The 12653-nt window shown below is 72.9% G+C and carries 11 protein-coding genes; 7 read left to right on the forward strand and 4 right to left on the reverse strand.

Annotated features, from left to right (window positions below; all coding sequences use genetic code 11):
- The first annotated feature begins 11 nt into the window (after positions 1-11).
- The 3 genes from I004_RS34790 to I004_RS34800 all read left to right on the forward strand — a co-directional run bounded on the left by I004_RS34790 (position 12) and on the right by I004_RS34800 (position 3636).
- On the forward strand, positions 12-560 hold the full coding sequence (locus I004_RS34790; protein WP_486580142.1) for a hypothetical protein: 549 nt from the start codon (positions 12-14) through the stop codon (positions 558-560).
- A gap of 153 nt (positions 561-713) precedes the next feature.
- Entirely contained in the window at positions 714-2045 is a 1332-nt protein-coding gene (locus tag I004_RS34795) for an MFS transporter (protein WP_078511444.1), read from the forward strand.
- Complete coding sequence (locus I004_RS34800; RefSeq protein ID WP_078511446.1) at positions 2035-3636, forward strand: AlkA N-terminal domain-containing protein; 1602 nt, start codon at positions 2035-2037, stop codon at positions 3634-3636. The genes I004_RS34795 and I004_RS34800 overlap by 11 nt, the downstream gene beginning before the upstream one ends.
- Here the strand turns inward: I004_RS34800 and I004_RS0119015 are convergent.
- Entirely contained in the window at positions 3623-4012 is a 390-nt protein-coding gene (locus I004_RS0119015; protein WP_028436800.1) for a PPOX class F420-dependent oxidoreductase, read from the reverse strand. The two genes, I004_RS34800 and I004_RS0119015, sit on opposite strands and share 14 nt — an antisense overlap.
- 151 nt (positions 4013-4163) lie before the next feature.
- Here I004_RS0119015 and I004_RS0119020 point away from each other — a divergent pair, with 151 nt between their 5' ends.
- Positions 4164-5849 carry a protein phosphatase 2C domain-containing protein gene (locus tag I004_RS0119020; protein WP_028436801.1) on the forward strand — a complete coding sequence of 562 codons (1686 nt, stop codon included), beginning with the start codon at positions 4164-4166 and terminating at the stop codon, positions 5847-5849.
- A gap of 33 nt (positions 5850-5882) precedes the next feature.
- Here the strand turns inward: I004_RS0119020 and I004_RS0119025 are convergent, their stop codons facing one another.
- Positions 5883-6911: a DUF2637 domain-containing protein gene (locus I004_RS0119025; RefSeq protein ID WP_028436802.1), complete on the reverse strand. Its 1029-nt coding sequence runs from the start codon at positions 6909-6911 to the stop codon at positions 5883-5885.
- A gap of 161 nt (positions 6912-7072) precedes the next feature.
- Complete coding sequence (locus I004_RS0119030; RefSeq protein WP_028436803.1) at positions 7073-7933, reverse strand: (2Fe-2S)-binding protein; 861 nt, start codon at positions 7931-7933, stop codon at positions 7073-7075.
- A gap of 114 nt (positions 7934-8047) precedes the next feature.
- On the opposite strand from I004_RS0119030, the gene I004_RS34805 reads away from it, so the two are divergent.
- Positions 8048-8938: an FCD domain-containing protein gene (locus I004_RS34805; protein ID WP_078511448.1), complete on the forward strand. Its 891-nt coding sequence runs from the start codon at positions 8048-8050 to the stop codon at positions 8936-8938.
- A 122-nt stretch (positions 8939-9060) separates the two neighbouring features.
- Here the strand turns inward: I004_RS34805 and I004_RS34810 are convergent, their stop codons facing one another.
- On the reverse strand, positions 9061-9876 hold the full coding sequence (locus I004_RS34810; protein WP_486580128.1) for a hypothetical protein: 816 nt from the start codon (positions 9874-9876) through the stop codon (positions 9061-9063).
- A 629-nt stretch (positions 9877-10505) separates the two neighbouring features.
- On the opposite strand from I004_RS34810, the gene I004_RS0119045 reads away from it, so the two are divergent.
- Both I004_RS0119045 and I004_RS0119050 read left to right on the forward strand, forming a co-directional pair.
- Positions 10506-10709 (forward strand): cold-shock protein, encoded by a 204-nt coding sequence (locus tag I004_RS0119045; protein WP_028436804.1) that lies wholly within the window; start codon positions 10506-10508, stop codon positions 10707-10709.
- 366 nt (positions 10710-11075) lie between these two features.
- A complete protein-coding gene (locus I004_RS0119050; protein ID WP_028436805.1) occupies positions 11076-12623 on the forward strand; it encodes a DEAD/DEAH box helicase in 1548 nt (515 codons plus the stop codon).
- Positions 12624-12653: the final 30 nt, after the last annotated feature.

The following is a 12653-nucleotide window of genomic DNA, read 5'->3' on the forward strand; positions in this document are numbered from 1 at the left end:
TGCTGCGCCGCATGGCCGACTTCCAGCAGGACCTCGTTCTCGAGGCCCTCGCCGAACTGGGTTCCGGGCGGGCGGAGATGAGGGAGGCCAACCGGCGCTGGCAGGCCATGCTGCACGCGCAGCGCGGGCGGCGCAGCGCGGTGGGCCGCTACCGCTCCGTGCTGGGCCCGCCCGAACGGTTCGAGCACCGCCCGCTCGGGGACCTCGACTGCGAGGTGCTGGCCTGGCCGGTCCCGCTCTGGCCGGACCTGCGCTTCGAGGTGCTGACGGTGCCGGGCGGCGGCGTCGTGACCGAGTGGCTGGTGCGCGCCGCCGGGGCTCCGGCTCCCACCCTCCGTACGGTCGAGGACCTCCGCCCCTGGTCCTGCACCGTCGACGAGGCCGCGCGCGCGTTCGCACCCGCCCGGCCGCTGGAGGGGTCGGCGCCGACGCGCTGGCGGCTCGGCTTCGTCGCCCCGGACGCGGCGGGGGAGCGGTGCGACGTGATCGCGGAGTTCTCGTGGGGCCTGCTCCAGCGGCTGCCGCGCATGGAGTGCCTGGAGCCGGCGGAACGAGAGTGAAGCGGGGGCTCGCGGGGTCGCGCTGCCGGACCCGCGGAAAACGGCGTGCACCGACGCTGTGCGCGGGCTTAGGCTGAACACATGATCTGGCGACATTGAGCCTCATCCGAGACTTCCGCGACAGCTGCGGCGAAGGCAGCACCGGCCGCCGCAGTGGCCGGGCTTGCCCGCCGGCTCTACGCGTACGCGTTCCTCGAAGACCTGATCCTGCTCTACCCGGTCTATGCGCTGCTCTTCGCCGAGCACGGACTGTCCGCCGCAGAGATCTCGACGCTCTTCATCATCTGGTCGTGCGTGACGTTCGTCGTGGAGATCCCGTCCGGCCTGTGGGCCGACGTCTTCTCCCGCCGGCGGCTGCTGATCCTCGCCCCGCTCGTCACGGGAGCGGGCTACGCGCTGTGGACCTGGCTGCCCTCGTATCCGGCGTTCGCGGCGGGATTCGTGCTGTGGGGCGTGGGCGGTTCGCTGTGTTCGGGGACCCTTCAGGCCCTGGTGTACGAGGAGTTGGAGCGGTGGGGGAACGCCGGCTCGTACGCCCGGCTCATGGGCCGCTCCCAGGCCCTGGGCATGACGGCGATGATGGCGGCGACCGCCCTGGCCGCGCCCGTGATGCACTTCGGCGGCTACGCGACCGTGGGGTCGGCGAGCGTCGCGGTCAGTCTGCTCGGCGCTCTCGTCGGCCGGTCCTTCCCGGAGACACGCGGCGAACGGGACGAGGCACGGGCACCTGAGCAGACGGCCACCGCCTCCCGTGAGCTGGACACCGCGGCGCACGCGCCCGGCTTCCTCACGGTGCTCCGCACCGGCCTCGGAGAGCTGCGCGCCTCGCGCTCCGCCCGTAACGCCGTGCTGCTGACGTCGGCGGTCACGGGTGCGCTGATGATCGACGAGTACGTACCGCTGCTGATCGGATCCATGGACGTCGGCGACTCGTCCGTACCGCTGCTGATGCTGCTCGTGACGGTCGGCGTCGCCGTGGGCGGCTGGTGCGCCGGGCGAGGAGCCCGCCTGCTCGGCCCGGCGCTGGCAGTTGCCGCACTCGCGCTGGCGGCGGGCGCGCTGAGCGGCCCCTCGGGTGCGGTGCTGCTCGCGCTCGCCTTCGGCATCTTCCAGTGGGCGATGGTCACGTGCGACGCGATGCTCCAGGAGCGCGTCACCGACCGTGCCCGCGCCACGGTCAGCTCCGTCGCCGGCGTCGGTGCCGAGGTCATCTCGGTGCTGCTGTGCGCCGGTTACGCCCTGGGCTCGCAGCTGTGGGACCACAGCACGCTCTTCGTCCTCGCGGCCGTGCCCTATCTGCTGATCGCGCTCGCCCTGCAAGGGCACGCGCGGGCGCGGGTGCGCGGCCGGACGCGGGCAGGGAGCCGTGAGAAGCGCCGGCGCAGGAGGTCAGGCCGGAGGAATCCAGGCTCCGGGCATCGTGTCCGATTTCCGCGAGTGGATGCCTCGGAGCAGGCGCACACTGGGTGGCGTGATGACGGATGAGAGCAGGTACGAGGCGGTACGAAGCCGGGACGCGCGCTTCGACGGGGTGTTCTTCCTCGGAGTTCGCACCACCGGCATCTACTGCCGTCCGAGCTGCCCCGCGGTCACCCCGAAGCGGGAGAACGTGCGCTATTACCCTTCGGCGGCCGCCGCTCAGCGCGCGGGATTCCGTGCCTGCCGCCGCTGCCGCCCGGACGCCGTTCCGGGCTCGGCCGAGTGGAACGTGCGGGCGGATCTCGTCGGGCGTGCGATGCGGATGGTCGCGGACGGCGTCGTGGACCGGGAGGGCGTCGCGGGCCTTGCCACCCGCCTCGGCTACAGCGCCCGGCAGGTGCAGCGTCAGCTCACCGCCGAACTCGGTGCGGGGCCGGTCGCCCTCGCACGCGCACAGCGAGCCCACACCGCCCGGGTGCTGCTGCAGACGACGCCGCTGCCCGTGACGGAGATCGCCTTCGCGTCGGGCTTCGCGAGCGTGCGGCAGTTCAACGAGACGATGCGCGAGATCTACGCCCGTACGCCCAGCGCCATGCGGGACGCGGCCGCGCGCGGCGGTCACGGCCGGCTCACCCGGCATGCTCGCGGCGGAGGCGGACCCGGGCCCAGGGGAGTGCCGCTGCGCCTCGCGCACCGCGGCCCGTACGCGCACGGGCAGATCTTCGGCTTCCTGGAACGCCGTGCGATCCCCGGCATGGAGGAGATGACGGGCGAGCCCGGCGCGCGCACCTACCGGCGCACCCTGCAGCTGCCGTACGGAAGCGGAATCGCGGAGGTGGATGAGCCGTCCACCGGGGCGGTCGACGCGGGCCGGTGCGGCGGATGGCTCGACTGCCGGCTCCACCTCACGGATCTGAGGGATCTGACGACCGCCGTGCAGCGCGTCAGGCAGCTGTTCGACCTGGACGCCGACCCGTACGCGGTCGTCGAGCGGCTCGCCACGGACGCCGTGCTGCGCCCCCTCGTCGAGGCCGACCCCGGCCTGCGCTCTCCCGGCGCCGCCGATCCGCACGAACTCGCGGTACGAGCCGTGCTCGGGCAGCAGATCACCGTGGCCGCGGCCCGTACGCTCGCGGGGCGACTCGTCGCCGCGTACGGAAAACCCCTCGCGGCGCCCGACGGCGGCCTCACACACCTCTTCCCCGAAGCCGACGCGCTGGCCTCGGCGTCCCTCGGCGAACTCGGCATGCCGGAAAGCCGCCGGGCGACGCTGCGGACCGTGGCGGAGGCCGTCGCCGACGGCACCGTCGCCCTCGGTCCCGGAGCGGACCGTGACGAGGCGGAGCGTGCGCTGCTCGCGCTGCGCGGTATCGGCCCGTGGACCGCTGGCTATGTGCGCATGCGCGCGCTCGGCGACCCGGACGTCTTCCTCGAAGGAGACGTGGGCGTGCGGCACGGGCTGGCCCGCAGCGGTGCCGACGCGGGGCGGGCCGAGTCGTGGCGGCCGTGGCGCTCGTACGCGCTGCACCACCTGTGGCAGGTCGCCTCGAACGGCGGGCCGGAAGCGGCGGACGGCGGGGGCGGCGGTGCTGCGGGCCCGAACGGCACGCACCGTGCCGGCACCACCCGCAAGTCCGCGCCCGTCAGAGGCCGATGAGGCCCCAGCTGTGCACCCAGTGCGGATGCACCCGGATCAACTCGTCGCTCATGCCCTGCGCCAGGTCGTGCGGCCCGACGAGCAGCTCCGCCTCACCGCGGATCTCCACGCCCCGTACCGTCCAAGGGTCGACGCTCACCAGGTCGTCGATCACGAGGGCCAGACGCGGGTTGGCGTGGAGGTTGCGCCAGCGCTTGGTCTCGGCGAGGGCGAGGCCGCCGGAGAGGATCGTGCCGTCGTCCTGGAGGAAGAAGCCGACGGGATTGACCTGCGGCTGGCCCGAAGGGTCCACGGTGGCCATCCGGCACAGCCGCTGGATCGCGAGATAGGCGCGCTCGGCCTGGTTCAGGCCGCGCCGGCGGGTGGTAGCGCTCATACCCGAAGGCTCACACGCACAGGGCCACCGCGCATCGGACGCCGGTCCGATCAGGGGCTGCGCCCGAGGGCCTGCGTCGCCGGACCGAGGACGGGCCGCGGGGTGCCGGAAGCGGTCATGCCCGGCCCGAAGGCGGGGCAACAATATGAGCATGAGTCAGCAGGGGTGGTCGCGGAATCCGCATTCCGGCCAACAGGACGACTGGTGGAGCCAGTTGTACGACCCGGGATCCCCCGACACGGGTCGCGGAGGCTCGGGGGACACCCTCGACGACCGGTACGCGTCCGTGCGGCGCACCGTGGGACCCGGCACCGCCCCGGGCGGGACAGCGGCGGGACGAACCGTTCGGCCGGACGAGCCCGACGTGGAGGACGGCAGACCCGAGGGGGAATCCGGCCCCGGACCCGACCTGGAAAGCGACTCCGAACCTTCGTCTGACGGCGCGGCGGAGACCGGCGGGGAACCCGGACCCGGACCCGGACCCACGGACGAGGGACCGCCGCCCGACCCCGACCCCGACCCCGGCCCCGGCCCCGGCCCCGGCCCCGGCCCCGACCCCGGCCCCCGCGCCTACGCAGCGCGTTCGCCGCAGGCGCCGCCCGCTCAGAACCCTCCGCCGGGACAGGGCGGCTCCCTGCCGACGGCCGCCGGGCTGACATTCCCTGACGCACCGCCGACGCAGTACGAGGCCCCCGCCGCAGACGAGGCCGACGGCCCCGCGCAGCGCGTCGCCCCACTTCGTCCGGACCACGTCGGTGACCGCCCGCCGACCTACGAGGCCGAACCGGCCACCTTCCCCGCCGCCGACCCCTCGTCCCTGTCCGAACTCGTCCCCGACACCGTCCTGGACGGGGCCCACTACGGCGGACTCACCCTCCGCGCCGCCTCGATACGCGGCGACTCGGCCCGCCACCGGGGAGCGCTGCGCCGCGACGCCCTGCTGACCGCGCGCTTCGGCTCGGGGGAGTCCGCGCTGCTGCTGGTCGCCGTCGCGGCCGGGGGCAGGGCCGCCACCGGCGGCCACCGGGCGGCCCGCGAGATCTGCCACTCCATAGGGGGCGTCGTCGGACGGAGCCACGCACGACTCGCCGAGGACATACGCGCGGACAGGCGCGCCGAGCTGAAGTCCGGACTGCAGCGGCTGACCGACCGCTGCTACGGCAAGCTGCGCGCACAGGCAGCCGCCTGGGAGATGCAGCCCGAGGAGTACACGGCGGATCTGCGCTGCCTGCTGCTCTCCGCCGACCCCCGGTGCCGTACGCGTGTCTTCTTCGGCGCGGGCGAGGGAGGCCTGTTCCTGCTGCGCTCCGGTGCGTGGCGTGAGATCGAGCCCGGTGCGCGCCCACAGGACGGCGGCCGCCCGCTGCCGGCTCCGGGCCCCGGCGCGGACGCCGCCCTGAACGCTCTCGACCCCTCGGAACTGGGCGACCCGGCGGCGCTCAGCGTCCCCCTCGGCCCGCGCAGCGGGAGCCGGCCGCCAGAGAAATCGGACCGCTCCGGGCCGACGGGCCGGCGGGAGACGGACGCGCCGACCATGGACCTGTCCGCGGCGGCCGCCGCCGCGCGCACACGGTCACCGCTCCCGCAGCCCGCGCAGCCCGAGCCCGAACCGTTCCGCTTCAGCGCGACCGTCGCCCGGCGCGGCGACACACTGCTGCTGTGCAGCCCGGGACTCGCCGAACCGCTGCGTGCGGAGCCCCCGTTCGCGCAGCGGCTGGCCCGGTCGTGGAACGACCGGGAGGAGCCACCGGGCCTGGCCGCGTTCCTCGCTGACGTGCAGCTGCGTGTACGGGGCTACGCGGACGACCGCACGGCCGTCGCCGTCTGGGAGTCGTGACGGTCCCAGGCGGGGAGCGGCCCGTGCGGCCGCTCAGCCGAACTGCCGCTCGATCTCGGCGAGTTTCTCCTCCAGCGAGTCCAGCCGCGGACCGGCGGGTCCGGCCGCGCCGTCGTCCCCGCGTCCGCCCGTGCTCTGCGCCGGCAGCGACGGCATCGCCAGGGCCGGGTCCGCGGCCGGTGCGGCCACCTGGGACGCGGGAACCGCGGCCTGGTACTCCACCCTCGTGCCGTCCGGCTTCCCGTGTCCACGCCGGCCGTGCCCGCGGTGCTGCCTGCCCAGGGCCTTCACCTTGGCCCGGTCGAGTTTCTGCTGCTCCTTGCGGCGGAGACGTTCCTGCTCGTGCTGCCGGCGCTCGTCCCGCACCTCCTCGACGGCCTGGTCCAGCGTCCGTACGCCCTCGAGCAGCATCAGCGACCAGGCGCGGAAGGTCTCGCGGGGAGCCCGGAGCCACCGTACGACCCGGATCTGCGGCAACGGCCGTGGAACCAGGCCCTGTTCGCGCAGCGCGGCGCGACGTGTCTGCTTCAGCGCGCGGTCGAAGAGGATCGCCGCGGAGAGCGACATCCCCGCGAAGAACTCGGGCGCCCCGGCATGGTCGATGCCGCGCGGCGCGTGCACCCAGTTGAACCAGGCGGCCGCACCCGCGAACGCCCACACCAGCAGACGCGATCCGAGCGACGCGTCGCCGTGGCTCGCCTCGCGCACGGCGATGACGGCGGAGAACATCGCCGCGCCGTCCAGCCCGAACGGGACGAGGTACTCCCAGCCACCCGACAGCCGGAGGTTCTGCCGCCCGAAGCCGACGAGGCCGTGGAAGGAGAGCGCCGCTGCCACCGCCGCGCAGCAGAACAGCAGCAGATAGGCGGCCGTCGCGTAGACCGTCTCCTTGCGGCGGCGGCGCTGCTCCATCTGCTCCCAGGAGTCGGACGGACCGTCATCGCCGCCCGCGCGCCTGTTCGCCCGTCTTCCCCGTGCCATGAGTACGACCGCCGCCAGGGCGCCGACGAGCAGCACCGCGCCGGCCACCACCCCGCTCAGCGGTAGATCCGTCATTGTCATCCGATGCCCCTCGCCGCCCGTCGGCCGCCCGTTGCGCCGGCCTGGTCCGCTCTGACGCGAGGCATCCTGGCGCAGCGGACCGCGCATCACGGGGGATTCGGCACAAGAGAACGCCAACGGGGGCCAGTGGGTGCCGAGTTGGGCGTTTGGGGTCGAACTTCTCAGCGAGTCGTGGACAGCCGCTCGATACGCTCCGCGTCGCACGTGCGGGGGCACGTCACACAGGTGTCCTCGGGCCGCAGCGTGTAGTAGAGGCAGCAGCTCGCCCTGTCGCGGGTGGGCAGCAACTCGCCGCTCTTCCCGGTCAGTTGACGGAAGCCCGCGGACTGCGCGTACGGGAGGACGGCGCCCGGCAGCAGCAGCCCGGCCTCATGCACGGCCCGCTTCTCCTCACCGAGCAGATGACCGAGATACCAGAGTCCTTCGGTGATCTCGTCCGTCGCCAGGCCCCACAGGGCCCTCGGGCCCCGCCGTATGCGCGGACGGAATCCCTCGAGCACCGGGGTGAGATGCTCCGCCAGCGCGGCCCGCACCTCCGCGCGCAGCGCTTCCTCGTCCGGGACGACGCGCGCGCCCGGGGACTGGGCGGCCGCATCGCCCGGCAGGCAGGCGAACTCCTCGATCCGCACGGCCAGTTCGCCGGGGGTACGACGGCAGGCCACCGCCTCGACCGGGACACGGGGGACCCGGCGGTGCAGGAACCACGGGATGGTGACCAGCAGGCACACCGGCCAGGCGTACCGGTGCAGGCCGAACGTCGCGGCGACGTCGCTGCGCGGCCGGCGCCCGTAATCGCTCAGGGCCTGCTCCGCATCCTGGGCGATGAACTCGTCGAGAGTCGCCCTGCCTTCGGCCAGCCGGGTGGCGGGCACCCACTCCGCTCCCATGGGAAGAGCGCCACCGGGACCGACCTCACGCACGCGCAGCCCCTGGAACACATCGCTCAGCCGTGCGTACGCCGCGGTGAGCGGCGAGATGCCGGCAGGCTCTGCGGGGGCCGGGGCGAACGTGGGCATGGCCATGGGGGGACCACCGATCGACGATCAACAGCAGGTTAGCCTTACCTTAGCCGATGCCGCGAAGGTTTGATCTCGCGCCGGGTCCGCCTATGGTGCACAGCGAGACCTGGAGGGCACATGGAGCAGACCGCAGCGGATGCGCCCGTACCGGCGGGAGACGCCGCACTCCACCCCTACAGCTCCCCTCGTCCGGTCCCGGCCGGACAGCAGCACCCCGCCGGGGTCGACGGCGACGAGGGGGCACGGGGAGAGCATGTGCACAGCGAACCCGCGGCGCCGCAGGTGACGGGCGCCGTCACGGCTGCTGAGCCGAAGGAGCGGGGCGCTCCCGGACAGCCAGGACTGCCCGGCGGGCGTCCTTCCCACGTCCGGCAGCCCCGCGCGGCGAAGCAGCCCGAGCGGCACTCCGTGCGGGCCCAGGTGCTCACCGCCCTGCGCGAGGCCCTGCTCTCGGGTGAACTCGCCCCCGGCGAGGTCTACTCCGCGCCCGCGCTCGCCGAACGCCTCGGCGTCTCGGCGACGCCCGTACGGGAGGCGATGCAGCGCCTGGTGTGCGAGGGCGCCGTCGAGACCGTGCCCAACCGCGGATTCCGCATAGCGGTGTGCAGCGACCGGGACGTGGCCGAACTGGCCGAGATACGGGTCCTGTTGGAGATCCCCTCGGTGCTGGAGACGGCCCGTTCGATGCCGCCGGAGTGCTGGGAGAGCCTCCGCCCGTACGCCGACGAGGCTCTGGCCGTTGCCGGACGCGGCGACCGCGCTGCCTACGCCGACGCCGACTGCGCCTTCCACTGCGCGCTGCTGGAGCTGACCGGCAACCGCCAACTCGTCGCCATAGCAGCGGACATACAGCGCCGCGCCCAGCGTCGTCCCGCCCCCGCGGCCCGTTCGCTGCGCATCGAGGAGCTCCTCAGGAACGCCTCCGACCATATGGCTCTGCTGGACGCGCTGCGCGACCGGGACCTCGCCGCGGTCGAACGTCTCTTGCGCGCACACGTCACGGCCTGAGCGGCCTCGCGCGGCCGGGACCGGCGGCGCGAGGGCAGCACCAGTTCACTTCGATTCAGCAGCCTTACAATCAGGGCGGGTTCAGGCCGAGCGAGTTTTCCGCCCGGCCTGTTCAGGCTCGATCAGGCCGGAGGGAACTCTCCGGCCAGCCATGTCGGGACGCCGCCCAGCAGCCGGAAGAGGCGCCCGGCCTCTTCGCGCAGACGCGTCGCCTCCGGCTCCGGCTCCACGTCCGCCAGCGCCGTGAGGGCCGGTGCCATGCCGACCAGGAAGCCCAACTCCTCGCGCAGTCGCAGCGATTCGGTGAATCCGTGCCGCGCCTCCGCGATCTCGCCCTCCCGCAGAGCGAGCCCCGCCAGATGCCGCCAGGTGAAGGAGCACAGCAGCAAGTCGTCGAGCGCTGCCGCCGCGGCGTGCGCACGCCGGTAGGCGGCCTGTGCCGACTGCGGTGTGTCGCTGAGGTGTTCGGCCAGCAGCCCGCGCCGGTAGTCCAGCATTGCCCGCCCGCGAGCCGTCGGTGGCAGCAGGGCGGCTGCCCTGCCCAGCGCGGCGCGAGCCTCGTCCGAGCGGTCGCGTACACCCAGGACCGTTGCTGTGTAGGCGAGTTGGCCCCGTTCGCACGCTGCCGCCCCGCGCTCCTCGTCGTCCTGCGCGAGCGCCTCCGCGGCCCGCAGCGCGGACTCCGCGGCGTCCCAGCCGTCGTTCGTGAACATGCACTGCTCCACCAGCAGCGCGGCCCGCCGCAGGGAAGCCGCCGTGTCCGTCGCCGCGTAGGGCTCCAGGAGTGCGGCTGCGTCCTCCCAGCAGCCGCGTGAGCGCAACCGCCACACCGCACCGTCCACGGGCGAGAGCTTGCCCGGCCCTTCCGGTGGCGCGCCAGCACCGAACACCGGAGACGGTTCTCCGTCCCCGGCCTCCAGCTGTACCGAACGTGACATGGCGGTTTCCGCCACAGTTGCCCTCCCAAGCGCGCCATTGAGCTTCGAGCCGGATGTGAGCGCATCTCAGCACGGAGTAAGGGACCCGGCCAAGGGTTTACTGTGAATCAGTTCACAAAGTTTTACTCGGCACCCCTGTTTGCCAACCGTGAGGCCACCGGAGCCGCTGCAGAAGAGGCCAGGCATTGGCACACATGGAGCAGCGCGTCCTGAGTCAGGCGGGGCCCGGCAGCGGCGTTCCCGCGCCGATGGCTGCAGGTGCCGGCTCCTGCATGGCCGCAGGTGACGCGGGGCCGGCCACGCTCCGCGCCCCGGAGAGCCAGGCCGCCTGTCCGGCAGCGCCCCGTGAGCGGGCGGGCGGCCCGGCACAGGCGCTCGCCCTGATCAACGTGAGGCGCATCACTGCCCAGGCCAGTGGGACCGCAGTGACGGGCCCGCCCGGTCGCTCGGCGTGTTACCGTTCATTTTGGTTGCAGTTGTGGTTCCCGAATACTTCAAGTGCTCTTACCGGCCTGTGAGCTGGTGAGCACTTTTTTGTGAGGCCGGTACTTTCCCGGACGGGGCATCATCGCGGCGACGCGAGGTTCGCAGGGTGCGGGCCTCGGGCACTGCCCCGAAGGAGAAAATGCATGGCTACTGGCACCGTGAAGTGGTTCAACTCGGAAAAGGGCTTCGGCTTCATCGAGCAGGATGGTGGCGGCGCTGACGTCTTCGCCCACTACTCGAACATCGCCGCCCAGGGCTTCCGTGAGCTGCACGAAGGCCAGAAGGTGAACTTCGACGTCACGCAGGGCCAGAAGGGCCCGCAGGCGGAGAACATCACTCCTGCCTGACACTGAGGCGTTCTTCGAAGCTGGGCCCGCACCCTCGGGTGCGGGCCCAGCTCGTTGGTCTTCCGAGACCCATCCATCGTGCGCGGCAACGGCGCCGCCGACATCGAGAGGCAACACCCTCCTGTCTCTCCGGTACGGGCGGAACTCCCCTTGGGGCCCCGGTCGCACGCCGCCCGCACCGACTCGCTTTCCCGGCACCCGGGCCGCAGGCCCGTCAGGTGCCGCTCCCCTCGAAGTCCGGGACTCGGCCCGGTACCGAGCAACCGCGCTTCTTTTCATCTTGCTTTTCGGCTCGTTCTTGCGATTCCCCGCGCCACATGGCTGCCGCGAATTCCTCGATACGCGCCGCATCGAGGAAGGTTCTGCATGAACCGCACAGCACGCACGAACGACCGCAACCCCCTCAACCGCTCCGCCGGCTCCGGCAAGGGTGGCGGGCGCCGCTTTCAGTCCCCGAGTGGCAGGAGCGGCCCGAAGCGCTCCGGAGCCCCCGGCCGTTCCGGCGGCAACGGACGCCGCCCTGCCGCACGGCCGGGAGAGTTCGCGCTCCCGGAAACCATGACCCCGCCGCTGCCCGCCGCAACGGCGTTCGATGAACTGGACATGCCCGCGCCCCTGTTGGCAGCGCTGCGCGCCGAGGGCGTGACCGTACCGTTCCCCATCCAAGGGGCCACCTTGCCCAACTCCCTCGCGGGGCGGGACGTCCTGGGCCGCGGACGCACCGGGTCGGGCAAGACCCTCGCCTTCGGCCTTGCCCTGCTGGCCCGTACCGCGGGCCAACGAGCGGAACCGCGCCAGCCGTTGGCTCTGGTCCTCGTCCCCACCCGGGAGCTCGCACAGCAGGTCACCGACGCGCTGACCCCGTACGCCCGGTCGATGAGCTTGCGGATGGCCACCGTCGTCGGCGGCATGTCGATCGGCCGTCAGGCCGGCGCACTTCGCGCGGGAGCCGAGGTCGTGGTCGCGACGCCTGGCCGGCTGAAGGACCTCCTCGGGCGTGGCGACTGCCGGCTGGACCGAGTCGCCATCACCGTGCTGGACGAGGCCGATCAGATGGCCGACATGGGCTTCATGCCCCAGGTCACCGAACTGCTCGACCAGGTGCGTGCCGAGGGCCAGCGGATGCTGTTCTCGGCCACCTTGGACCGCAACGTCGATCTCCTTGTCCGCCGTTACCTGCACGACCCGGTCGTGCACTCGGTCGACCCGTCCGCCGGCGCGGTCACCACGATGGAACACCACGTACTGCACGTCCACAGCGCGGACAAGTACGCCACCACCACTGAGATCGCCGCCCGCGACGGCCGGGTGCTGATGTTCCTGGACACCAAGCACGCCGTGAACAAGCTCACCAAGCACCTTCTGAAGAGCGGCGTACGGGCAGCCGCCCTGCATGGGGGCAAGTCCCAGCCTCAACGCACCCGCACTCTCGCCCAGTTCAAGTCCGGCGAGGTCTCTGTGCTGGTGGCCACCAACGTCGCGGCCCGCGGCATCCATATCGACAGCCTCGACCTCGTCGTGAACGTCGACCCGCCGAGCGACCACAAGGACTACCTGCACCGCGGTGGCCGCACCGCCCGTGCCGGCGAGTCGGGCAGCGTCGTCACGCTGGTGCTGCCCGAACAACGCCGCGACCTGACACGCCTGATGGCTGATGCCGGCATCACGCCGAAGATCGCCCAGGTCCGCTCCGGCGAGGCCGAGCTGAGCCGCATCACCGGTGCCCGGGCGCCCTCCGGCGTCGCTGTCACCATCGCCGCCCCCGTGGCCGAACCCGCCAAGCCAAGCGCCTCTTCGGCTCGCAGCCGGCGCAGCCGCCCCGGCCAGGCCCGGCGCGCCTCCGGGTCACCCCAGGGCCGCACCGGAGCGCCGAAGCGCCAGTCGGTTCCCCAGCCGCGGCGACGGGCGGCATAGCCCGGGGCATGACGTGCGCCTCGTCGTGAC

It is taken from the genome of Streptomyces sp. TAA486 (assembly GCF_000426165.1).